Consider the following 25,130-nt stretch of genomic DNA (forward strand, 5'->3'; position numbering starts at 1 on the left):
CCTTTACAATTCAATAATCCGTCGACTCGGCGGTGCCTTTCCAGCATTCGAGATCGTCGTTAACAGCGGCCATTTTTTCCTGCGCCAATTGATTAGCGATGGTACCGCAGAACAGATGAAGCGGGGGGTTATCCACATTTGCTGCCTGAATAATCAGCAATGCCAACTTATCGGGATTTCCTGCCTGCCGTCCATCAAGCTCATTGAGATGCAGCTCCAGTGACGCCCGCGCCGCGCCGTAATCCGTCGGCGTATTTTGCGCGGTCAACAAAGACTGTTTTGACAGAAAACCGGTACGCGTCGGGCCGGGATAAACCACCGTCGCACGAATCCCCAACTCCGCGACTTCCGCCGCCAGTGATTCCGTCAGCCCCGCCAGCGCAAATTTGCTGGCCACGTAGCTGCCCCACCCCGCATAGCCGCCCTGAAAACCGGTGATCGACGCAATATTGATAATATGCCCACTCCGCTGCTTGCGCAGATGCGGCAGTGCGTGGCGCAGCACATGTAACGGCGCGAACACGTTTACATCAAAATTGCTGCGCAGTTCCGCATCGGAAAGCGATTCGATAGTGCCAAATTGTGCATAACCGGCGTTGTTCACGACCACATCGATTCGGCCAAATGTGGCGACAGTCGCATCGATAGCCTCTTTGACGCTGGCTTGCGACACGAGATCGACCTCCAGCGCCAGAAAGCGATCGCTGTCCGTGCCGAATGCCTGATGTAAGCTTTCGCGGGTGCGCGATGTCGCTGCGACCGCATCCCCTTGCGCCAGCACATGGCGCGCCAGCGACAACCCCAGCCCACGCGCGGCGCCGGTGATAAACCAAATTTTACGTTTTTCCATGATGATCTCCTCAGTGCGGGCTTTTGATATGGCGAACGATGATCTCGCTGACATCAACACTATCCGGCTGGGCGATGGACCAGGCGATGGCCTCAGCGATAGCGTCTGCCGGTAACGTGATGCGTCGGAAATCACGCATCGCCTCGATCGCGGTTTCGTCGGTAATGTGATCGGCCAGTTCAGATTCCACGGTACCCGGCGTGATGACCGTTACACGTATGCAATCTGTTTCCTGACGTAACGCATCCGAGATAACGCGAACGGCGAATTTGCTGGCGCAATAGACCGCCGCCAGGGGATAGATGACATGCGCGCCGATAGACGCAATGTTGATAATCTGCCCTGCGCCCTGCTGTTGCATGGCCGGTAATACCGCAGCAATGCCGTTTAAAACACCATGAATGTTGACGTCGATAGTCTGTCGCCACTCCTCTGTTTTCAGCGCCGCCAGCGGCGAGAGTGGCATGACGCCCGCGTTGTTGATCAGCACGTCAATGCGCCCATAGTGTGACAAAGCGAACATGGCCATCTGCCGCAAATCTTGCTCCTGCGTCACATCTACAGGTAAACAGTCGATGCTGCCTAACTCTTCGCTCAGCGCAACCAGGCGATCCATCCGCCGGGCGCCCAGAATCAGTTGATGCCCATCGCGTACCAGCCGCCGGACGGTGGCTTCACCAATGCCGCTGCTGGCGCCGGTAAGTAGAATAATTTTGCCGTTGTTCATTGCGTGCCTCCTGTGTTGGTCACGCAAACAGGTTAAACAGCAGCGTGCTGGCAAAATAGGCGCATTCTTATCCGATGATTGCCTGTTCCTATTTATCTTGTTCACTTGTTAAGCGTAAATGGGCAGAATGTTTGCTCAAACATCGCCAAATGGAGAGTGAAATGACAGATGAGATGGTCGCGCTGCTGCGTGAGCTGGCGCCCAACGAGGGTTACACCCGCTCATTGCTGGAAACCGTGCGCTTTATGCGCTCGGATCGCCCGCTGGGACGCACACCAGTGGTGTATGAACCTTGCATTGTAATTGTCTGTCAGGGGCATAAACGGGGTTATCTCGCAAACCGCGTCTACCATTACGACAAGCAGCACTATCTGGTGTTATCGGTACCGCTTCCCTTTTCAACCGAGACGGAAGCCAGCGCCGAGGAGCCATTGCTGGCTATCTCTATCGGACTGGATATGACGGTGTTGTCGGAACTGGTGTTGGAGCTGGATTACCCGCCAGGCCGCGCGAATGCGGCACCGGAAGGGATTATGTCGACGCCGCTAGCGCCTGCGCTGGCGCAGACGACGCTGCGGCTTTTGCAGGCGCTTTCGTCGCCTCAGGAAGCGAAAATCCTCGGACCGCAAGTGGTGCGCGAGCTGTATTACCGGGTGCTAGTCGGTGAACGCGGCGACGCCCTGCGCGCAGCGCTGGTGAATCAGGGGCAATTTGCCACGATTTCCAGGGTATTACAGCGTATTCATCGCCACTTTTCGCAACCGCTCCAGGTAACCACATTGGCGAGTGACGTGGGATTGAGCGTGCCGGCTTTCCATAAGCATTTTAAATCCGTCACCGGGACGTCGCCGTTGCAATACATTAAATCGGTGCGGCTGAACCAGGCGCGGCTGCTGATGATCCGCGATAACGTGACCGCGGCTGGCGCGGCGTTTCGCGTCGGTTATGAAAGCCCATCACAATTTAATCGGGAATTTCGCCGTTTGTTTGGCCGTAGCCCGGGTGAGGAAGCCAAAGAGATGAAGGCGGCGTTTTCGTTGTTTCCCCCGGTCTGAATTACAGCAGCGCTTTCCATAATTCCACGCAATTACGCCCTCTTTTCTTCGCGATATAAAGCGCTTCGTCCGCCATCTGGATCAATCGCTCGTAATCGGGATGGCCACTAAACATAGCGGCACCAATGGATAGTGAAAGCTGAATATTTTCACCTGTTGCTGACTGAACACTGATTTTTTCGACCCGCGAGCGGATACGTTCAGCAATTCGTAATGTGTCGAACTCCGTGGCCTCGGTTAATATGATGACGAACTCATCACCGCCATAACGGAATACATAATCACTGCTACGCACATTGTCATAAAAAGCACCGGAAACTTTACGCAATATTTCGTCACCCATATGATGACCCCAGGTATCATTAATTTTTTTGAATTTATCCACATCGATAATTAATACCGAAAGAGGGGTTCCGGCTCGATGCGCCTGGGCAATTTCGCGTTTAAAAATGGTCGGCATAAATCGTCTATTCAGGAGTTTTGTTAATACGTCCATACCGACTTCATGGCGAGAGACTTCTTCAAACAATTCGCGTAATAAAGTAATAATTTGCGAAACGGTATTCCTCACCTCTATTAAAAATTTCACGCGCAATGTTCGGTTACTTAATGCCCGAGGGGTATTGCGGGTTGAACGGAAAAGCTCATCCAATTCCTGAACCAGGCGAGAAATATGACCTACCTCGGCAATACCACTAAAATAATGCCGACCTTTATGGTTAAACCACAGCCCAAAGTCGGATTGACTCATGGACAGGCTATTCCCTATATCCGCATCCATAATAATTTTGTAGATAAGGTTGATTTCCCAGCTCAGCAGTGCGGAAATTTGCCGTTCCTTCTCTTCCTCGGCATTTTCCAACAAAGAGAAAATACGATAGTTTTCATCCTCTTTCGCCGAGCTGTGCTCATTGAATGAGAACGCGCGCGACATCACTTCCATTGCTAAATCAATACTGTTAATGGCGTAATGATACATTTGTAGTTTTTCGGTAGGTTCATAAGGCGCGGCGATAATAACCGGGTAGAGTAATTTTTTTAGTACGCGAAAGCCCATTTCCACCAGTTCAACGGAGATGCCGATGCGCGCATGGACTTCGGCAACTGCATGTTGTTCCTCAATAAGACGGTCAATATCATCAGCCTGGCATGAGAGAACTTCTTTGACCCAGCGTTCGAGCGCGGATTTCAAATGTCTTTCAACTTGCTCGTTGGAGAGAAATTCCTCGGCATGCGGATCGGTAAGAACGATACGATAGAACTCCTCACTCAGCATATAGGCATGATTTTTCGCCATGTCCGCAGCGAGAAGACGAATGGACGGATCTGTTTTTTCAAGCAGGCCGAGCCATTCACTTTTCATCGATTTAAGATAAGTTTCCATCATTCAAATCCTTACAGTGGTTAACGCATTTTCCGCTAATGATTATTCGAAGCGGCAAATCTTCGATGCAAATCCACGCAGCGAAAAATGATAGTTTTGGCCGCCTCCCCTTCTAAATAGAAAGCTCCGAATAGCGTCATAAACTATAAGACTTCAAAATTTAGAAAAATTAACGAGTTAAAATTGAATCAAACCCCACAGTTACGCATTTATCAGAAACGCACCGAGATAAAGTATAGTTCGTTCAATCGTAATCACAACATTCCGAAATCATATCCAATGTAAGAATTAAGATCTTATTTAAGACTATTTAATTACAGGTTCCATAATGTTCAACTTACAATTCAGGCTCACTTCCAACGTATTATCCAATATGGTTAATCAAAAAAATGAAGATCTATACGATAAGCGACGATATTTATTTCCAAAAAGGAATTATTTCATTGGCCGATGCGAAAAGCTGGGATATTGAAGCGCATGAATTAAACACCTTCCAGCTCGACACATTAACATTAGAAGACGTGGTTATTCTCCATCTCGACAAGAAAAACATGGCATATGCAAAAGCCATTTCCTTCCTCAATAAAACATGCAAGCTATTAGTCATTTCCGGCGCCACCAGAAATATCATTATTGATGACGCAGACATTGTTATAAAAGCGCAAGACTCACTTTGCGAAATAGGCCAAGCCATTACGCAACTGGTAATGATGAAAAAGGAAATCATCCATAAAGAGAATGTATTGAGTGATATCGAAAGGATTATTTTGAATGAATCACTGAAAGGAAAAAACATTCATCTAATAGCAAAGTTATTAAGTATCACACCCAAGCGCGTATATGCTTACCGAAATAAAGCATGTAAAAAAATGGGCGGTAAAAAGATAAACGATTTACTACTGATAAAAGATAATTTACTGGAAAGATCAAACCCTGCAATGACATATTCCTACAACAATAAAACACCCGATCGCGGCTTATAAATAATGCAAACGCTCACTGATTCCGTCTGTAGTATTTTCAACTACAGACGGATTAGGGTTACCAGAAGCTCATTTGCTTGTTGATCTCTCCCCAGCGAAAGTACATATCACACGCCATTAAAAAATCACCGTGCCACAACCTATAAATATGCAGGTAACTGTAGGCAAGACAGGGCAACAGGCAGAGTAAAAAGTACATTTCGAAAACAACCGGCCAGGCCGGCAGCGACAGCAGCATGCTGACCAATAAGATCCACACAACTTCCACAACCAGTAACAGAACCATCCTCAGCCAGAGCGGCATTTCAAGCAGTACTCTGCCCGGTAGCGAAGGTGAAAAATAGAAGTCGATCTCGTTTAAAAACAAGCGCCCAAGAAAAATATACCGCCGGGATAAGCGCACAAATAACAGATTCATTACCAGCACAATGGCGCACAACACCAGCATGGCAACCATTAATGGCGCTGAGAAGAAGCCTTCTTGCAGCGAGAAGTCCGCATGATATTTCAGCGGGGAAACGGTCAGCATATTCAAACAAACGCTCAGCAAAAGATAAGAAGCCACATAGCGATAGAGATGCTTGTAGCGAACTTGCTCAACGGACGCACTGCCCACTTGTTTTATGTAACTGGCCCGGATGAACCGAAACACAAAATATAGAAAGAGTGGCGAAATCGCCCCCAGACAAGCCAGGGCATAGACAGGTGAGGTAAACAAAAAACAGACTGTTGCCGCTGCCCAAAAGACCAGCCCAAACAGGAGGCTGGTAATGGCTGGATGGGTTAACAGCAACTCTTTTCGCCCGGCCTGCTTTCCGGCGAAACAAGAAAAATCAATATTTTTAACGACACATTTATAGGCCCAGTAAGCTTTCAACTCATATATAAACGTGAACAACACAATCACCAGTATGCCGCTGATAAACCCGGCATCACGCGCGGTGAAGGTATATCCGGCATTTTTCCAGTAGAAGCCCAGCAGGATAAAAACAATGAAAAAGAAGAACGGAATAATCTTCCTGTCCTGAAAACGAATGAATGTTAAATAATCGGGTATCACAACAGCGACCTCAATTCGATAAAAGCGTTTTGCAATGCGCGATTTTGTCCGGACTGAAGCCAATGAAATCATTAAGCATTTGCCCCAGATATGCTTTGTTGCTTATTTCGACAAACAATACCGGTGGTTCGTTTATCAAGAATTGATCCATCGAATCGGTCCATTTCACGGTGTGTGTCAGATGCAAAGACAAGTTCTCTTTGATGCATTCAGGATCTTGTTCCGCCTTGCCTGTGACATTCATCAACACAGCATGCTGCGGACAATCAATATCCACACTGGCGAGATAATCTCTCATCAATGGCACGCCGTCGGCCATCAACCGGGTATGCCAGGCACCGCTCACCCCTAACTTGACCGATTCATAACCCGTATCAAGCAACACCCGTGAGAATGCGCCAAGCGCATCACTCTCGCCACCCACTACCTGTTGATGGCGGCTATTATCGCAACTGATATCTATCGCCATTCCGCTATACGTAATCAGATTTTGCAGACGCTGGTGATCGATGCCTTTTACCGCCAGCATATGGCCTTTATTACTGTGGCTAAGGTCATTCATCACATTGGCGCGAAAATGAATCATTTGAAATAACGTTTCCAGAGAGATCGCGCCAGCTGCGTACAACGCGCTGTATTCGCCGACACTGTGGCCACAGGATCCGACGATTTCAAACGAGTGAAGTTTTTCGCGACACAGCGTAAAAAGCGTCACATTGATTGCCGTAACCGCCACCTGTTGCACCGTGGTTTGTATCAGACGATTCATTGGCCCTTTCAAACACAACCGGCGAATATCCATACCCGAAATATCGCTGGCACAATCCCAAATACGCTTTGTGGCTTGATTCAAATCCCATAGATCAGCCCCCATCCCAATGACCGGGTTGCCCTGCCCCGCAAATAGCAATGCGACAGGTTGCTCTTCTTTATTTTTATTCATCTGTAATGTCCTTATAAAAGATATTTAAACCCGAAATAGACGCCCAGGGTTTTACCAAAAAGAGAAAACTCCGCGTCATCCCTGCCCAGCGCAGCCCAGCTCCCGGCATAGAGCTCAAGGTTTTCATCAAAACGTTCCAGCGGCGTGGAATAATGCAGGCCGAGCATGGTGCTGTAATCGACCATATTCAGCACCATAAAGGGTTGAACCGTCGCACCATTTTCATACCGCAGGCTGGCGTAGGTATTAAGGTAGTGCTTCCCTTGCAGGTTTCCTCTGTTGGCGGCATTGCTTATTTCGGCGGCCATCAGATATTTATAGGCGTCAAAAGCGTCATTGAGCGAACTATATGGCGTTTCGGTATTCAGATAACGCACAAAATCAGCGTGTTGTTGCCACTGCGCGCGTGAATAACCTTCGCTCTGGAAATAATATTCCACACCCAATACATCAAAACGGTCAGTCGTATATTGGCCGCCAATGGCCAGCTCGACGCCCTCTTTATCCTGCGTGCCATAGAGTGATGAAGGAAAGGCGTAGCCCTCAACTTCAGCAGCCTTTTCTGGCGAAAAATGCCGCCATTGCTGCGTACTATGTAAAGCTAACTCAGCATTAATCACGAACTGCGGCGTAGCATTGAAGCTATCTGAAAGCGCGATGGAGCGTGAATCGCCCAACAACAGATTGACGGATGGCGTATGGCCAGCCAAACGATAATCCGTATAGCTCAACAGATAACGTTCGCTCGCGTTAGCACGCTGGTTCGAGGACCAGTTGCTGGAAGATTCATAGCGTTGGCGAATCTGCGCTAACTGCGGTGCAACGGTCAAAGACAGTGTGTAATCGCGGCTGTCTTTAATCAGCCTCGTGCCCCACAGCGACTCTGAATAGGCAGACTTCATAGCCGGATCGTACAGGCGACTCTCTTTAAACCCAGCGTAGTAATTACTTAGCAGTGATGAGGGAGATTTCAAAAAGAACATGCCCGTTTTGGGCTGAAGTTTCCCGCCTTCCAACCGAAGATCGTCTGAAAGGGTGTACTCAAGTTGTAGCTGATCGAGCAGTATGCGCGAGCGATGGTTATCTTTTTCAAACCAGCCTGGCATCTGCCACGAGTAATATGTCAGGCCATAGAGAGAAAAATCCAGGTCCAGCTTATTTTCGATAACAGCACACCGGCTGTTAAATTTTACGCCAGCATCATGAAGAACATTTTTTGCTGTATAGGCATTTTCACCCGCAATTTTCCATACCGATGGTGTCCGGTTGATATAGGAAGTTTGTAAGAATAAAGCCGCATCCCGATTCTCAATAACCTCATCGCCAGAGAGACAAGAAGCCTGGAGGTTTAATGAAAATAGAGAAAAAGGGATGACCAGAAACATCAGACGAGTTTTCATTTTATACCTCGCTGAATAGATTCCCGGGTAAATCGCGATTCTGGTAAAGATTCTAATCTGACGTCACTGTAATCCATTACGGTAAACCCTTTGCTATATCGGAGATCCTTCACAATAATTTTCATTGGTCTCTCTTTTCCCAGTACGTATTGATAGTTTTGATACAGTACGTCTTTCAGTAATTTCCCATCCTGCGCGTAGTAGCGAGCCTGATAAGGTCGGTAATCATTCTTTTCAACCTGGTAAACAATTTTCGGATAAGTGACCTCTTCGGATTTTCGCTCCAGAGATAATTCGTGGCAGATCTTTTCGCCACAAGGCACTTCACCGAGTAATGTTGCGTTATAGGAATAATCAAAATTCGTCACAATGACATCGCTATTGGATATTTGCCCGACGAGCCGTTGTTCCCTGGAGATCGGCATTGGTCGCCGCAGATCTGGCGAGTAAAACCACAACGCGTACCAATCTGACAGCATGACTTTACCTTTATCCCGTGGTGGATAAATAAAGCGAGCAATTGAACGAGCGTCTGCGGGCTTGCCATTTTCCGGTTTCATAAAACGCATAGAGATGTCGAAAATCTGCTTATTCACTTCCTGTGTTGTGTCCTCTTTATATTCGCGAACTGTCACGGTATAGCGAAAAGGCTGATTGGGGGAACGAATTTCATCTGCGCGGCGAATAATATCTTGCGCCTGGCTGGCATTTGCGGCCATTGGCATTATTGCTCCGAACACTGTCAATATTAAGAGATAAAAAGAAGAGAAAGGCATATTCACAACCTGTAATTATGAGAATTTAAATGCATCGGATAAATTAAGTTTTGCTGCCCGTAGCGACGGAAGGATAGAAGCAACCGAAGCCGTTAATACAGGCAATACAAACGTTATCCAGATAATGTTGGGATTCGATGTTTTAATAAATGCAGTATAACCTTGCGACTGGCCAGGCGAAGGTGGCATCGCAATGCCATGTAAATTGATGATATATGAAAAAGCCAAACCCATTGCCAGACTTCCCACCGCACCAATAACGCCAATAAAAATACCTTCGAGAAGAAATAGTCGCGTCACATGTCTTGATTTAAGCCCAATCGCTCGCAAGGTGGTAATTTCACGAGTACGTTCCACGATATTCATCGTCAATGAATTACCGATCATAAACACAACAATGACTGCGACCAGCAGTTTAATAAAGAAATAAATCCCTGATAATAAATCTTCAACCTGTTGATAAAACGGTGACACCTCTTTCCACTCTTTAACAATAAGAGGCAATTTTTTATCAGCAATAAATTTCCGAAGCTTAGTGGTAAAAGCAGCGACATCGTCGGTTTTTAATAGAACTAATATTTTACTAACGCCCTCAGTCCCCATTAACTGTTGGGCCGTCGCCAATGGCATTTTCATAGCTGCATCGTCATAATCTTTGATACCAGAGGAAAAAACACCCCGCAGTTTCAGTGAGATCGCCCCCTGTCCACCGTGTGCATTGACAACCATAATATCCAGCCAATCGCCATATTGGGCATTCAGCGTTTTTGCCAGCCCACTTCCCATCGTCACCTGATCAGTTTTAATACGTGAGAGGTCGCTGCCGGTAATAAGTTTATCGAAGGAGCCCAACTTCAATGCAGGTAAAGGTTCGACACCCAGCCCTGAAAAATAGCTGGATGTCTCTTTTTCATATTGTGAAAGTACACCGCTAAACTCAAGTTGCCCGGAAATAGTTGCAATATGTTCAGACAATGATTTATCTGCAAGCATCTCATTTTTCAGCGATGCGTAATCATCAATAAGACTTTGACTCTTATTAGACGTTTCAAAATAGTCCGGATTATAAATTTGCACATGGCCAATATTGGTGCGAATGGTTTGCTCTTTTAATATCCAGAAAGAGTAATCAATAAAACCGCCATACAGAAAAATCGATACACCACCTAATATAATGGCGGCAATAGTCGAGAACGAACGTCTTCGATGGCGAAAAAGGTTCAGGAAAGAAAATTTCGCATCCTGGAATTTAAACACCAGGCAAAAAAGTACAAATGCCAAAATGATGACCATGGCAAAATTAATCAATAACAAATCACGGGTCATTTACTCACCTTTTAATAGCGGCATCACAATCTGCATCACTTCGTGCATATTCCAATCCGGCGCTGATGTTGAATCTAATGTGAGATATTTTGCTGCGAGAGTTCCCTGTACCTTAATTTTCTCTAGTAACAGATTCGCCCGATGATGCTCATTACAATTCATTAATGCGCGGTAACGCATATAACGAATATGATTCACCAGGTCATTATCAAAAAGCTGCGATTTTGCTAATAACTGTTCGGTATCTTGTAACGTAACAACACAACGTCCCATATCGGCAGATAAATAAGCATCGATGCGCGCACGCAAATAGCGAACCCGCAGATTGTCTTCGTTTGCATCCACGGCTTCATCAAGATAGAACAAACCGGTTTTGGCATATTCCGCGGCGTGAATAAAATCATTTACCGTCGAGAAGGATTTTGCCTGGCGCAACAATCCATAGGAATAAAAAATGAGTGAAGCGACTGTTTTCTTGCGGGTATATTCGGCAAACAATGCCGTCGTGGTATTAGCTAGCGCTTCTGGCTGCTGCGGAAAACCCTGTTGTAATACCTTGTCGACCTCCGGCGTTATTGTGGCATGAGCCGAGTTAACCATCATGGCCAGCAACAGAGACAAAACGTAAAGCCATCGCCATTTACCTGGCTGAGTCATAAGCTAATTCTCCATCCGTGATTTCAATAACCCGCTGTGCCCGATCCTTGAGCTGGCTTGAATGTGTGGAAATAATAAATGTTGCTTTGGTTTGCTGATTTGTCTTTAACAACAGATCCAAAATGGCTTCCCCGGTCGCCAAATCGAGATTGCCTGTCGGCTCATCGGCAACAACCACACTTGGCTCATGCGCGAGTGCGCGCGCGATCGCCACGCGTTGCTGCTGGCCGCCAGACAACTGACCGGGTTTGCGGTCCACCAAATGAGCTAAGCCGACGCTGTCGAGAAAATGCAATGCCCGCGCTTTTGCCTCTTTTCTATCGCAGTGCCCATTGAGTACGAGCGGATAAAAAACATTATCAAACACACTTAACACAGGGATCAGATTAAAAAATTGAAAGATAAACCCGAGATGTTTGCTACGGATGTGCGCCAGCTTGTTCTCCGACAGGTCATTAAGCGCATTATTCAAAAAAATAACCGTTCCAGCAGAAGGTTTATCAATACCAGAAAGTATATTCAGCAGCGTACTTTTGCCGCTACCAGAGGGACCGCATAATGCAAGGAACTCCCCTTTAGCAATCTCGATGTTGATATTTTTCAACGCGTCAACGCGGTTTTCACCTGCGCCAAAGCTTTTTGAGATATCGCTTAAAAGTATTGCTGGCAGAGGTTTTACTCTGTTTTTCATACCAGTTTCTCCCCAGTCTCATACCAGGTGTCGAAATAACTGCAACCACCAAAATTATCTGGAACTATGGTGCGCATCGCTGCCGCTGAGAGAGGCTGCTGCTTGAGATACTCCCAGCTCAATGCCGGGGTCAGAAAACCGCTTGCACCAAAAATATCCGCGAGATTAATCGTCCTTGCGGCGAATTCGGGATCAATAGGATGTCGCTTATACGCTTCGCCAGCATCTGAAAAAAGTTCAATATTTGGCGCATTGAGGAAGATATCGCCATACGCATGCACACCATTTTGTGGAATAAGATAATGCCCACAGCGCACTTTAAACTCACCCGGCCGACGGCTAAAGATAAAGCATCCTGTGCGTTCAACCGTGAGATTGATACCACCTTTATGCGCTGGTTTTTTATTTTGTACCTCAGCAGAAAAATCTTCATCTGAGAAAACCAGCGTAGGGATCGCGCGATAAGCAGCGCAGATCACCACATAGTCAAAAACATCCCATTGAAGATAATCTTGTGCCCATTGCATTGCTTCGAGGAGCGACATTTTTTCGCCGCGCATTTTGCAACTCACCTCTTTCACTGAAAACTTTTTCAGCAAATTCTTAGGTAGAGTATCAATTGTTGATGTATGCAAGGCGCTGGTTATATTTTCAAAAACAGCAGACTCCCCCCATGCGTCAACATAAATAAATGCCGTGCGCGATTTTAATAACAGCATTCTTTCTTTGGTGGGCATCTCTTGTAATGCCCTATCAGATGCCTGCTCCAGCGCTTCAATGTAATTAATGTAATCAGGCTTGCGCACCATTTCCCGCGCGTAGATATCTTTGGTTGTCCCAAAGCGCTTAAAACCCCAGCCACTTTTGGATGTTGATTTCAATGCCTGGTTGTATAAATGAGACTCCCAGGCATTTAACCAACCCGGATAATAAAGATAAAACGTTTCATCCGGTTCCGTAATGGAATATGAGGTTAAGTACATTCCATTATTCATATCACTGTTCCTGCAGCGCCTATATCTGACATGACGATACCGATAATAGAACCATCTACGCCCAACCCCATTTTAAGTAAATGTTGTTTGTCGTGTGAAATAACGCCTCGGTCGAGAAGAATGTAATTCGCGAGGTCATCAATAATTTCGTCATTACCGACAGGGGTAATTAATTCACGATGGCGAACGGAATAATCGCCAATGATCAAATCAACAATACCAGAGCCGGTCGAGGTGTAACCCAGTTGCCCTTTATAGGCGAGCACAGGAAGGGATTGATTTCCCGCCAACATACTGATGGCTTTTGCCTCGGCTTTGTCACTGATTGATGAACCATTACCGTGTGGAATAATGCCGCTTAAATCGTCCAGCGTAATATCAGCGTCTTTTAAGACGTTACGCATGACTTTGAGCATATTGGTGCTAAGCCATGCGCTGTCATTGCTTCTGTTAGCGCTAATTTGCGTATAAGAAGATTTCAGACGAACACCGCCGCGCATTTTTCTGGCGCGGCGATGCCCACTACGCTCAAGCAGCATGACGGCAAAACCCTCGGCAAATAAAACCGCTCTGCTGTTTTTACCAAACGGCTGTACCTGTTCGCTGTCAAGCATCGACTGATTTTCGAGATACCAAATATCCTGGGTTTTGATTTTCGAGCAATTAATAATGCACACCAGATCAATACCACCTTGTTCTATCGCCTGACAGCCAAGATGCACAGCGGTCAGTGAAGAGTTACTGGTGCAATGCATATTCGGCGGAAAATAATTGAGGCCGTATTTACGCGCAATATTAAAAGCCAGATTATCCTGAGACATATTTCTGATATGCAGATTACTGACAGAAGTTGTTAGCGTAATATCTTCGATGTCGTTATGGTCGTAAAACGACTTATAATCCATGCCGTCAACGCGCGGACCTAACCCCGTTAAATAGACACGAACATTATCGCCGCGCAGACAATTTTTATTCAGCATTGCTTGCGCGAGCGTTTCATCGATCAATTTGTATATCAGATCAAATGCATTGTCTGGGCCAGGCTCAAGCCTGGCCACGAATGTGTTGCCCTTAAACCCGCATTTAATGGCTTCTTCATCCGAGGAAAACCAGGCGTTTTTTTTGACGCGAACGCCCTGCTTCAGATTTTCAATTAACTGCGCAGGATTTTTCGCGTACGGTAAAAAAAGATTATAGCCGGAAATAATTGTCGCATTGTCCACGGCATTATCCCTTAATTACCACGGCATAATAGTTTCCACCTTCTGTCGCGCCAATCAACAGCGCATGCTTGACGGTGATATTCAGCGGTTGGCGGACAAAATTCACACGAGAATCAAAAAATTCGCCAGTATAAGGAATAGCCGGAACCGACTGTGTTTTGATGCACTCAATAAGAACCAGCAGATTTAGCAACCCGGCAACCGACGCGACAAAGCCAAAACAGGCGTTATAGTTCACAACCGGAACCTGGGGATTTTCTTTTGCAAAAATTTCACAGAGCGCGTCTATTTCGATTTGCGAATTTTCTCGGCCGCCATTACTGCTGCCGCAGACCAGATCGATCTCTTGCGCGCTAATACCTGCATCGGCCAGGGCTCGTTCAATGGCCAACGACATGGAGGAGGATTTTTCACCCAACTGCGTTGCGTCAAAATAGCTGTTGCTACAAGATTTACCGTAACCTGCGATTTCAGCTAACACCTCGGCCCCGCGTTCGCTTGCGGCTTCGGGATCTTCGAGCAGCAACATGCACGCACCTTCTCCTGGAACAAAACCTTTCGCTTCTTTGCCATAAATTTGGTAATCGCGGGCATCAGACGTCATGTGAATTTTTTGCGTGACGGCGTCCATATAGAGCGACATTGATGGGAAGAATTCGTCCGCGCCGCCAACAATGACCTGCGGCTGCACATTTTGACGAACTATCTCATAACCATAAGTCAGCGCGCCGAGTGCGGAGTTTTCGCCTGTTGCCAGCGTTGTCGTATAGCCTTTAATGCCTTCAGAAATGCCGCAAAATGTCGCAATAGCGTTCATCAACGAACCGGGGAATTCTGAAGTGCGAACTTTGCGTGGGTCCGGTTTCAGGCTTTGCAGATATTTGTAAGTTGTTTCCTGCGGTCCACGCGACATTCCCATCACCATGCCAAGATCCTCGCCGTCACGCTTGATTTTGCGCTTCGCCGTGTTCAGCGCTTCGGATAACGCCACCAAAGCAAGGGTGCCACCGCGGGTCGCTTTACGTGAATCAAACCGGCGCAGATATTTTCGCGGGTCAAGGTTCATCACTTGAAAGGTTTTGAAGTACTCTTCATATTCCGGCAATTTTCCCGTGTCGCCCGCATAATGGCTGCCGAACATCTCCGTTAGCTGGTTCGTTTGCACCAATACCGCCAGCAACTCTCTGGCTTCCGCCAATGTATCGGCAGGGAATGTCACATTGCCGAGCGTGGCAGCGGTATTGTTTTGCCAGATATTTTGCAAAATGTCCGAGAGGCTATGACCAATAGCCGTAACCGCTCCATGCCCGGTAATTGCAACACGTTTTCGGATATAGGTGCTGACTGGAACAGAAGCAGGCTTAGTACTCACAATCATGCAGCAGTTATTACCGCCAAACGCATAATTGTTTTTCATGAAGAGATTAATGTCTTTTTCTCTGAACTCGTTTGCAACATAGTCCAGATCGCAATTCGGGCGCGCGACAGAAAAATTAAGCGTAGGCAGAATCTTATTATCCGGCAGCGTCACCAGGCAGGCGATCAATTCGACAATTCCCGCGGCGCCAATGTTGTGGCCAAAATAAGATTTCGTTGAGCTGACAAGCAGGTCTTCACGATGTGCGAAGACCTTGTTCATCGCCATCGTTTCGATTCTGTCGTTGGCTTCGGTACCGGTACCATGCGCGTTGACATAATCAATCTGCTCAGGCGTCACGCCTGCGTTTTTCATGGCTTTCAGCATGACCTGAACCGCACCGCTCGCACGCGGATCAGGCCCAGTTTCATGGTAAGCGTCACATGAGGTCGCATAGGAGAGGATTTCGCCGTAAATTGTGGCGCCGCGTGCAACAGCATGTTCATACTCTTCCAGCACCAACGCGCCGGCGCCCTCACCGATTGACATTCCGGGTTGACCAGAGAACGGCGTACAGGAATCGGGATGCATGACATTGAGCGCATAAAACCCGGCGAACGTCGGTAGGTAGATGGGCTCAGTCCCAACCGCCAACATCGTTTTGCTCTTGCCGTTTTGCAGATAATCAAATGCCATACCGATGGCATTTGGACTTGCTGTGCAGGCTGTCGCGACTAATTCAACGCCGCCTTTAAGGCCAAGTAAGGTGGACACACTGGAGCAACAGGATGAGAATCCCCCGGAATAGATGGCCTTGCGCAGCGAGAAATCCTCCATGCGCTGCTCAAAAAGAGGCAGAAAAGCTTCGGTGCCAGCAGACGATACGCCGACAATTAAGCCGGTATCTTTGAGACACGTTTTATTGTTAAATAAGCCCGCCTGACTCAGCGCATCCTTGCCGACTTTATAAGCCCACAGCGCAGCATTATCTAAAGATTGCACGATCTCGTCGGGGAGTTCTGAATAATCGATGTCGTGCAATATCTCTGCGGCGCGAGCATTCTCAAACCATGTATTAAAACGTTGGCTGTCAGCGACACCACATTTTTTATCTAATAACGCCTGCTTAAAGTCTTGAAGGTTTTCAGCCAGAGATGACAATATCCCCATCCCTGTAATAACCACTCTCTTTCTATTGGTCTTCATAATTATTCTCTGAGCTATAGCGATACACAAACTGCAAGCACGTAATAAATTGAATGATGATGCCGATACGTACTTTACTATTGCCATTTATGAGGCATGGCGGGCCTTAGAACAATCAATATAACTATGCTCAGTAGGACTAACTAACATGCTTAAGTTATAAAGAAACGGGACACTCTGCGTTTTCGCTGAAACATTACCGGCAGCGGTGTGAATATCGAAACCTTCAATATCGGACCAGGCATAATCCTGTTCAATTAACGCCAGTGCGATGAATGATTGCAAAGCCGGGGAATAGACCGATTTGACGATAATCCCAACCTCTTTGTCGCCGACCAAAACTTGGTCATCTGGAGCAATGCCGGCGCATTCAACAAGCGGACGGATCCCAATAAGTTTGCGCTTCGCATTTTCTTGAGAAAGTTCAGTTATCATGGATTTCCCGATAAAGTCCTCTTTGTCGTACTGCACGGCCCATTGCATCTGCAATTCAACGGGGTTACGGCTATAGTTGGCATAAATAGTTTCGTCCCAACTCGTATTTTCTATACGAACGGTATTTTGATATTCAAGGCCACCGGTTTTAAGAAGAAATTTTTCGCCTTTATCCAGAAGATTCGCCCATAGCTCAACAAGTGCTGTTTGCTGGCCCAACACCATATAGGCGAATTCGCCATGTTTACCGCAACGAAAAACAAGCAATCCATCGTCTTGATTAATATATTCATGGTAGGGCAAGCCGATAATATCGAAGCCATAGACTTCAGCCAGAATCTCCCATGAATAAGGACCTTCCAACATGATGGCACCCCAATCATCGTGCTCCATAGATTTAATTTCAGGGATTTCTAAAATATCCATTTCTTCAGCACGCTCTAATATTTCACTGAGGCATGCAATAATTTCTGATGCTGGAATGTTTTCGGAAATGATGTAGTAACCGTCCGGTGTGCATAATGTATAAATATCGCCACGGATTGAACCATCTTCGCGTAATACTAAAGAATACATCCCTTGCTCATCACGAATAATGGAAATATCTGCGGAGGCCATATGGTTAACTAATGCCCATGCATCGTCCCCCATCACGCTAATAATCGACATGTGAGAATAATCAACGAGTAATGCATTTTCGCGAACAGCTTTGTATTCAACGATAGCATCGTTATAAACGGCGGGAACGGTCCGATTGTTATAGACACCCATTTGGGCGTTATGCGATAAATGCAAATCATGTAGAGATTTCATAATAATCCTTATCCAAAGCTAGTTAGCAGAAATTATGCCTGTCGTTTCGTGATAACAAATGAGGCCAAATTATTGACACTGCGCATATAAGAAGGGTCATCACTTTCACTGACTTGAATGCCGAAGACTTTATCGAGCAGGACGACAATTTCTGTAGCGTCAACCGAATCTAATTTAAGGCCATTGCCAAATAACGGGGTATCATCATCAATTTGCGAGGGTTCACGTTGAATATTCAAACGCTGGATAATTTCAGTTTTAATAGTAAAGAGAACGTCTTTACGTTCATTGATTCGTTCATGCATTAATGACATATGTTTTTTCCTTTATGGTTTATTTACTTTCGCGAAAATTAACTATCGTTCCCTGACTAATGAGCTTTTTACCTACATTTGCCGTTACTGAATAATGTTTAAATCCGCCTGGATCAGAAAAAGCCAATTTGCTTACCACTTCAATGGTATCGCCTGGGTAAGCGATATCTTTGAATTTCAAATTCTGAGCGGCCAGAACACCACGCACCTGCGCGCGACGCGTACGGATAATATTAAGTAATTCCGGCTCATGGATTCGCGCAAAAATGTCACGCAATGTTTTTAGTTCTGTACCAAAACGCTCAAAATAAATATCGCAAACATCTGTTAGAAAAGAGAGATATTCACTCGCTTGACCGAATATTTCCGCAATAATGACCCCTGGCATTATTGGATCCTCTGGGAAGTGTCCGAGGAGATAAGGTTCATTGTAGGTCACATGCTTGATGACATGGACAAAACCATTTTCACCATATTTATAGTCTTCGATTCTATCGACCATTAATAAGGGCTGACGCCAGCCGCCCATTTCAAGAAATATTTTTGAAGGAATAGCATATTTGGACATAAATCACCGCATGACCAGGCCGCCATCGATGACGATGGTCTGGCCAACAATGTAACTGGACGCAGAAGAACTTAAATAAACAATGGTATTTGCAACTTCCTGGCAATTTCCCAGACGCTTGAGCGGAATCGAATTCGTCACATCCCGCACCACGGTTCTCGATACCTTCTTGACCATCTTCGATGCAATCATCCCCGGAGCTACCGCATTGACACGTACCCCGCGCGGGGCCAGTTCTGCTGCCAATGTCCGGGTAAAGCCGAGCAATGCCCCCTTGGAAGCACTGTAATTTGCTTGTCCCACGCTGGGAATAATGGCAGCGATGGAGGCGACGTTAACAATGGTTGAACTCTCAGCACACCGGAGTAATTTCAACACCTCTTTTGTGAGCCTGAAGGTACTGAGCATATTTGTATTAATGACCGTACTAAAATCATCAAAATTCATCGAAGCAAAAAGATTATCTTTAACGATGCCCGCATTATTAACCAAGACATCGAGCTGACGAATTTTACGCGCCAAATAAAGGCCTAACTCATTGACGCTGTCCGAGTCTGCGAGATCACAATGCAAAATACTTAAACACTGTCCCTGCGCGTGCTGCGCCTTTAATTCTTCGAGCGCCGTGTTGTTCGTATTATAAAGAGCATAGACATGACAACCCTGCTCAAGGAATTTTTCACAAATCGCGATACCAATATCGCCACTCGCACCAGAAACCAGGACATTTCTTTCATTCAAATCATCGTATTTATACATATCCACTTCACGTAGTTAATTAGGAAATAATGGTGACCGCAATAGCATAGGTGCGGCAGTGCGAAATACTGAGTGATATTTCTGTAATACTTCGCTCAGTGATAATCTCTTTTAAGCGCCCTGAAAAGACAAAATATGGGCACCCCATTAAGTCATGTCGAATTTCAATATCTTGGAAACTGATTCCATCACGAAAACCCAGTCCGACAGCTTTAACTATGGATTCTTTAGCGGCCCAAAATCCGGAGGCCCGTTCATAATTTGGGTTCACTGCGTCAATTAAGATAATTTCTTTTTCCGTAAACACACGATGTAAAAATAGCGCTTTTCCATTTTCTATCGCCCTGGCAATTCGTTCTACTTCAACAATATCCGTACCAATACAGATCATTACATTTACCTTGCCATTCAAAGTTGATAGGAAATATTAAAGCTTGTCGTCACCTTATCAACACTCAGGTTAGACGGGTAAATAAGTGGTACGGAGAGCGAAAAATCATACCCCAGAGATTGAAAAGTGCCTTTTATTCCTGATACTGCGCCCAAGAGGTTTTCACACCCATATGCTCCTTGCGAATATCCACTATTATTTATCAAACCATAATCTGCACCAAGATAAGCAGTCATGCTGTCGTAATTAGTGGCGAAATTAAGCGTATTTTGCATATAAAAGCCTTTATTTCCGTCAAGACCTGTGCTGTTCTCAAAACCTCTTACACTCCACCGATTACCTATCGTAAATTGATCTTGTAATGTCAGCGCGGCTTGGGTGTATTGTGCACCTAAATTTATTTCATACCAGGATTGAACAGGCAATGCATTCAACCATTTTGTATATGTCAGATTCAGGTTGAATAAATGACTGGCGCTATCTGCGTCGCCCGATAACATATCTGGCGTTTTGCTTCCGCCAAACCACGTTATAAAACGCTGCCAACTGATTGTTGAATCCAGGGTTGCATCACTGAAATTTTGCTTATAGTTTAATGCTAACCGCAGATTGCCCATATCGCGTTTTTGTAGTGCCAGCTCAATACCGTCAAGTTCATAGGCGGATTTGCGCCTCAACATTTCGAGGCTACCCGTGATCTTTTTATCCATATCACGATAAAGCGTTCGTGAACCTTTTAGGCTGAGATATTCATTTATACCTATATAGTCATAATTCCAATGACCTATTGCAATACCTTGTCGCGATTCACTATTGCTGTACAAAACCTCATAATCCCAAAAGCCAAATGGGAAATTGTACCAGGCACTGACATTTTTATATGCTCCGGTGGTACTGCTAGTACCCGATAAATAGAAAACATCGTTTAAGCCCGCAACATTATATAAATATCCGGCACCGCCCGCCAAAAATTGCCCAGTACTTTTATCTCCCCAGTTATTGTATGCCGTTCTAACGTTCCAAGCTTTCGTGCGATTAGTATTAATGACAATATTGCTGTAACCGCTCTTACTCCCTGGAACAATATTGATCTTTACATCAGAATTGGGGGTTTTCTGTAAATTTTCAAGCCCTTGCTCGATGTCTCTCAAGTTAAGTATTTCGCCTTCGATAAAAGGTAATATTATTTTTCTTACATCATCATTGCCAATCAAGACCTTTTCAATTCGCCCAGGAATGACTTGCAGTAGCAGTTTACCCGACGCTAAGTTTTGCGTAGGCGTTTCAATGCGCGTCGTCACGTAGCCAGCATTGATATAATAGTCCTGAACGAGCGTTGCAACGCGTTGAATTCCATTTACACCAAGACAAGTCTTTGCGACTTTCTTTTTTATTTCGGTTAAAGTCTGATCATCTAAAAAATCATCCTTAATAGATAACTCATCTATTTTGTAGCAGACCTCATCATTGGGTATTTTAATATTCTCGATAAAAACATCTTGCTTACTAGAGAAGACGTCTTTTCTTTCAACTCTATTTTCTCGAAGAGTATTATTATCATTTCGCTGCTGGTCTTTTACCAGACGATCAAATTGCGCTTCTGAAAATGCATTTACGCTAAAAAATAAAAAAATAAAAGTTATTAAAGAAAATCGCGATTTCATAATCTCTCTCAGAGAAATAAAGCAGCAGCAACGCTGCTGCTTTAAGAGTGGGATTTAATTACAAGCCTACAATGGTTCCTGTACCGCTTGCTTTATCAGCATTAAGTTCAAGCCCCTCCACACCACCTAATACTGCGTTGCTGCCGCTATTAGTGACGGATTTTGCATTAATAACTGCATTCCCTTTGGTATACATATTTTTGTAGTTATAGATATTACGATCGGCGCTGACTGATAAGAAGTCATCAGCAACCATATTGCCGTGGTTAGTCACATCATAATCTGCTTCGATATAGGTTGATTTACCCACCATATTGCTGCTACCGCCATTGTAGATATCATCGTCAGACTTAATAGTCAAAGCCCCACCCGAAACAATATCTTTATAGTTGGTTAATGTCTTTTTGGTATCCATATTTAATGCACCATCCGCAGTGATGGAATTATGGTTGTAGAGTGAACCTGCTACACGCACGAGACCATTTGCTTTGCTGCTAATCCAACCATAATTGGTGAAACTGCTGCCCACAATTAGAGACAGATCTTTATCTGCGGCAATAATGCCTGTGGCGTTATTGTTCTCAACTGAACCGGAACTCCGGTTGGATAAATTGGTTACATCGATATCGACATTACCAGCACTATAAATTGTGGAGTAGTTATTACTTAAGGTATCCGCTTTGATACTAGAATCACCACCACTGACCATCAAAGCATGGTTATTATAAATTGTCCCGGCGACGTTCATGTCGAGTGCGCCTTTCTCAGAAACAATGCGACTATAGGTGTTATCCACCTTATTAGCAGTGATTGAAATACCGGTGCGTCCAATCATGCCACCTAACTGGCCTTGCATACCAAAGTATTTCCCGTACCAGTTACCGAATTCATCGCCGTAAGTATTATTAATATCCGTGAGAGCGTCGATAGTTAAATACTTATTAGCCACCATCAGCCCGAAGCTGTTAACGAGATTGGAAGATGAAGTAATATCAATATTTTCACCTAACATCATGCCGCCGTCGTTATTAACACCCTTCGCTTTAATCTCAATATCACCATACTCTGAGCGGATAACGCCAATATGGTTATTGAGAGCACCAGTAAGATCAATTTTGACACCCTGATCTCCCAGTACTTGACCTACATATAAGCTATTGCTCAATGCTCCGCCTTTAATGGAGACAGTGCCTTCAGACCAGATCCTGCCACTTGAGTTCTCAATATTGCCTGTGCTAGACAATGACACATCTTTATTGGCTGAGATTTTCCCGGTATGGTTATCAATCGTGGTAGCGCTTTCTACGGAAATAGTGCCAGAAGAACCAAGTTTACCAGTACGGTTGTTTACTGTTGCAGCTTTGACTTTAATCCCGCCGACACCCGCCAATACACCTAATGAGTCTGAACTGGCGGCATCAGCTGTAATATTTTCCTTATTGATAAATGTCTTAGCAGTTTCAATATGAATGCCTCCAATTTGTGAACGGATCAGCCCTTTACTGTTATCAATATTGCCCGTGCTGTTTAAATCGATATCAGCAATAGACTCAATAATACCGCTAACGGTGTCGATCTCAGAAGATTGCACGCCAACATAGCTGCCATGGATTTGACCATTACGATTATTCAGCTTGCCCATTTGCAATGCGACGATGCCGGCTTCAATACCAGCAGTCTTGCCTTTACCAGTATTCGTCAGCGTATTGTTGTTAGTATTCAATGCAAGCAAACCGCCAGAGGAAACTTTGCCATTTGTATTATTAAATGCGCCACTGTCGACATAAATATCAGACTCTGCCGAGATATTACCTGCATTGGTGTTGGTGAGCGTATTTTTGGTCGTATTGATGTAGATTTTGCCTTTACCTGCGATGCTCCCGGTAATGTTTTCCATTACACCGTTCGTTTGGATTCGGGTATCGCCAACTGCTTTGACTTGGCCGTTGTTGTTAATGAACTTACCATGGCTATCGATAAAGATACCTTTAGCGCCACCAGCGATAACACCAGCATTTCGCACACCAATGCCACTTTCAGTACTCAACAGGCTAATGCGGTTAGCGTACATTCCACCCAGTTGGGAAACATCAATGCCGTACGTATTTCTTAGCCCTTGCGCAGGCGCTGAGCCTAATACTTTAGCATCGGTGTCAATGTAGTTATTACCCGCGACAACAGCGAGTTCGTCTGTGTTAATTTGGCCATTAATTACTACAGAACGAGCGAGGATTTCTGTTGGTGAGGCGCTTTGCAGCCCACCAACTGTCACAATTCCGCCACCCACGGAATATCCTTTGAGCTCGCCATTCTGCATATCCGGCTTAGCGGTAGTAATCGTTGCCTTCTCTGTATTGATGAAGCCACTCCCTTGCGTTGATATGCCATTCGGGTTTGCGATAATCAGATGTGCTTTATCACCAGCAACTTCCATCATGCCGTTGAGGGTACTTTTTTTATTGGAAGTGACTTCGTTCAGAATAACTTTTGCTGTACCCGCTGTAAGGTTACTGTTACCTGCAATGTCTCCGCCAAGGATAGTCTTGGCTCCCGAAGTACTGTTGTTGAAAATCACGCCGTTTTTATCGACATTAAAATCGTCGTAGATATTATGGGAAATACCATTACCATTAGGCGTGGTGATATTAATGACTGGAACACCATTTGCGTTCAGGGTTGTTCCATTTTTGATATTCAGGTTAGCGGCTTGTGCCATGAAGGGCAGAGACAGCAAAATTGAAGCGGCCACTGGATTAAACTTCATTAGCGCACGCGCATTTTTTTTACTCTTCATTATTACCTACCAATTACGGTTATGTTTTAAGTTCTGGCAAGGAGGTTCGCTCATATGACAGCAAAGTTGTTGTTATGCACGAGCCATAACATGCCGGCCATGTTAATGGTTTTCAGGCCATTAATTCTCATCATTTATTTAGATGTATTGTCAATATATGCACTATAACTATATATATTACCGATAATTTCAACCACTAATGTTGCTGGCTTATAACGCATAAGCGTTTGTTCTTATAACTACAGACTCCGAAAGCGAATAAATTGGTATTGGCATTATGTAATAACACGAGCATTCTTCAAAAAAATCGGAAGGTTATAGGATTAAAAAAACACAAATAACCATTCATTTTCAATAATGCAGGTGTCGCTAAGAATTTTTCAATTATTACTAGCAAACCAACAAAAACAAGTGAATTTTTCTTAAAAAACAAATTCAACGCCATTATCACGCTTTAAGATACACGAATTTATTCCTTTAGATTCAGTAGGATACGTATTTAAATTCATGAAATAGATCTTAATTAACACGTTCTGTCTCTTTTTAAATATTGTCAAACGCAACCGATGAACTATATGCAATCTATGCTGAAACATTTTTTCCTAATAACTATGCGTCTGTCGTGATGTTACAAACTTACTGTATTGCATTACTCCCCTGAAAAGATTCTTGAAAAAGAGAGAACCGCTGAATACTAAGGCTACAATAATTGCTTCACTCTCTATTTGCATCCTTCATGATCGCTAAATACCCTCTACG

General features: G+C 45.0%; 22 protein-coding genes. 2 read left to right on the forward strand and 20 right to left on the reverse strand.

Going from position 1 to position 25,130, the window contains the following annotated elements:
- Positions 1-10 precede the first annotated feature (10 nt).
- Positions 11-850 (reverse strand): SDR family oxidoreductase, encoded by an 840-nt coding sequence (locus tag AAEY27_RS13835; RefSeq protein WP_342321187.1) that lies wholly within the window; start codon positions 848-850, stop codon positions 11-13.
- Between the two features lie 10 nt (positions 851-860).
- Positions 861-1,577 carry an SDR family oxidoreductase gene (locus AAEY27_RS13840; protein ID WP_342321189.1) on the reverse strand — a complete coding sequence of 239 codons (717 nt, stop codon included), beginning with the start codon at positions 1,575-1,577 and terminating at the stop codon, positions 861-863.
- A 161-nt stretch (positions 1,578-1,738) separates the two neighbouring features.
- Between AAEY27_RS13840 and AAEY27_RS13845 the strand changes: the two genes are divergently transcribed.
- A complete protein-coding gene (locus AAEY27_RS13845; RefSeq protein ID WP_342321190.1) occupies positions 1,739-2,632 on the forward strand; it encodes an AraC family transcriptional regulator in 894 nt (297 codons plus the stop codon).
- Between the two features lies 1 nt (position 2,633).
- On the opposite strand, the gene AAEY27_RS13850 is transcribed toward AAEY27_RS13845, so the two are convergent.
- A complete protein-coding gene (locus AAEY27_RS13850) occupies positions 2,634-4,016 on the reverse strand; it encodes a diguanylate cyclase (protein ID WP_342325579.1) in 1,383 nt (460 codons plus the stop codon).
- 443 nt (positions 4,017-4,459) lie between these two features.
- On the opposite strand from AAEY27_RS13850, the gene AAEY27_RS13855 reads away from it, so the two are divergent.
- The gene (locus tag AAEY27_RS13855; protein ID WP_342321191.1) at positions 4,460-4,999 is read left to right on the forward strand and encodes a helix-turn-helix transcriptional regulator; all 540 of its coding nucleotides are present in this window, start codon (positions 4,460-4,462) and stop codon (positions 4,997-4,999) included.
- A gap of 58 nt (positions 5,000-5,057) precedes the next feature.
- Here the strand turns inward: AAEY27_RS13855 and AAEY27_RS13860 are convergent, their stop codons facing one another.
- From AAEY27_RS13860 to AAEY27_RS13940, 17 genes are all read right to left on the reverse strand, one after another.
- Positions 5,058-6,131 (reverse strand): hypothetical protein, encoded by a 1,074-nt coding sequence (locus AAEY27_RS13860; RefSeq protein ID WP_342321192.1) that lies wholly within the window; start codon positions 6,129-6,131, stop codon positions 5,058-5,060.
- The gene (locus AAEY27_RS13865) at positions 6,070-7,002 is read right to left on the reverse strand and encodes an ACP S-malonyltransferase (RefSeq protein WP_342321193.1); all 933 of its coding nucleotides are present in this window, start codon (positions 7,000-7,002) and stop codon (positions 6,070-6,072) included. Before AAEY27_RS13865 ends, AAEY27_RS13860 begins: the two co-directional genes overlap by 62 nt.
- Before the next feature lie 11 nt (positions 7,003-7,013).
- Positions 7,014-8,402 carry a hypothetical protein gene (locus AAEY27_RS13870; protein ID WP_342321194.1) on the reverse strand — a complete coding sequence of 463 codons (1,389 nt, stop codon included), beginning with the start codon at positions 8,400-8,402 and terminating at the stop codon, positions 7,014-7,016.
- Positions 8,399-9,127 carry an outer membrane lipoprotein-sorting protein gene (locus AAEY27_RS13875; RefSeq protein WP_342321196.1) on the reverse strand — a complete coding sequence of 243 codons (729 nt, stop codon included), beginning with the start codon at positions 9,125-9,127 and terminating at the stop codon, positions 8,399-8,401. Before AAEY27_RS13875 ends, AAEY27_RS13870 begins: the two co-directional genes overlap by 4 nt.
- A gap of 66 nt (positions 9,128-9,193) precedes the next feature.
- Positions 9,194-10,504, reverse strand: coding sequence for an ABC transporter permease (locus tag AAEY27_RS13880; protein ID WP_342321197.1), 1,311 nt, complete (start codon positions 10,502-10,504; stop codon positions 9,194-9,196).
- Positions 10,505-11,161 carry a hypothetical protein gene (locus AAEY27_RS13885; protein WP_342321198.1) on the reverse strand — a complete coding sequence of 219 codons (657 nt, stop codon included), beginning with the start codon at positions 11,159-11,161 and terminating at the stop codon, positions 10,505-10,507.
- Complete coding sequence (locus AAEY27_RS13890) at positions 11,145-11,852, reverse strand: ABC transporter ATP-binding protein (RefSeq protein ID WP_342321199.1); 708 nt, start codon at positions 11,850-11,852, stop codon at positions 11,145-11,147. The genes AAEY27_RS13885 and AAEY27_RS13890 overlap by 17 nt, the downstream gene beginning before the upstream one ends.
- Entirely contained in the window at positions 11,849-12,847 is a 999-nt protein-coding gene (locus AAEY27_RS13895; protein ID WP_342321201.1) for an ATP-binding protein, read from the reverse strand. Before AAEY27_RS13895 ends, AAEY27_RS13890 begins: the two co-directional genes overlap by 4 nt.
- Positions 12,844-14,070: a beta-ketoacyl synthase gene (locus AAEY27_RS13900; RefSeq protein WP_342321203.1), complete on the reverse strand. Its 1,227-nt coding sequence runs from the start codon at positions 14,068-14,070 to the stop codon at positions 12,844-12,846. The genes AAEY27_RS13895 and AAEY27_RS13900 overlap by 4 nt, the downstream gene beginning before the upstream one ends.
- 4 nt (positions 14,071-14,074) lie before the next feature.
- Positions 14,075-16,633: a beta-ketoacyl-[acyl-carrier-protein] synthase family protein gene (locus AAEY27_RS13905; protein ID WP_342321204.1), complete on the reverse strand. Its 2,559-nt coding sequence runs from the start codon at positions 16,631-16,633 to the stop codon at positions 14,075-14,077.
- A gap of 87 nt (positions 16,634-16,720) precedes the next feature.
- Complete coding sequence (locus AAEY27_RS13910; RefSeq protein ID WP_342321206.1) at positions 16,721-17,881, reverse strand: aminomethyltransferase family protein; 1,161 nt, start codon at positions 17,879-17,881, stop codon at positions 16,721-16,723.
- Positions 17,882-17,913: 32 nt separating this feature from the next.
- Positions 17,914-18,195 carry a phosphopantetheine-binding protein gene (locus AAEY27_RS13915; RefSeq protein ID WP_342321207.1) on the reverse strand — a complete coding sequence of 94 codons (282 nt, stop codon included), beginning with the start codon at positions 18,193-18,195 and terminating at the stop codon, positions 17,914-17,916.
- 19 nt (positions 18,196-18,214) lie between these two features.
- Positions 18,215-18,763: a 3-hydroxyacyl-ACP dehydratase FabZ family protein gene (locus tag AAEY27_RS13920; protein WP_342321208.1), complete on the reverse strand. Its 549-nt coding sequence runs from the start codon at positions 18,761-18,763 to the stop codon at positions 18,215-18,217.
- A gap of 3 nt (positions 18,764-18,766) precedes the next feature.
- Positions 18,767-19,522, reverse strand: coding sequence for an SDR family oxidoreductase (locus AAEY27_RS13925; RefSeq protein ID WP_342321209.1), 756 nt, complete (start codon positions 19,520-19,522; stop codon positions 18,767-18,769).
- 19 nt (positions 19,523-19,541) lie between these two features.
- Positions 19,542-19,913: a holo-ACP synthase gene (gene acpS / locus AAEY27_RS13930; protein ID WP_425294634.1), complete on the reverse strand. Its 372-nt coding sequence runs from the start codon at positions 19,911-19,913 to the stop codon at positions 19,542-19,544.
- 17 nt (positions 19,914-19,930) lie between these two features.
- Positions 19,931-21,577, reverse strand: a complete 1,647-nt coding sequence (locus tag AAEY27_RS13935; protein WP_342321211.1) for a ShlB/FhaC/HecB family hemolysin secretion/activation protein — start codon at positions 21,575-21,577, stop codon at positions 19,931-19,933.
- Positions 21,578-21,635: 58 nt separating this feature from the next.
- Positions 21,636-24,371: a filamentous hemagglutinin N-terminal domain-containing protein gene (locus tag AAEY27_RS13940; protein WP_342321213.1), complete on the reverse strand. Its 2,736-nt coding sequence runs from the start codon at positions 24,369-24,371 to the stop codon at positions 21,636-21,638.
- Between the last annotated feature and the right edge of the window lie 759 nt (positions 24,372-25,130).

This window comes from Kosakonia sp. BYX6, assembly GCF_038449125.1.
In the GTDB taxonomy this organism is placed as follows: Bacteria; Pseudomonadota; Gammaproteobacteria; order Enterobacterales; family Enterobacteriaceae; genus Kosakonia; species Kosakonia calanthes.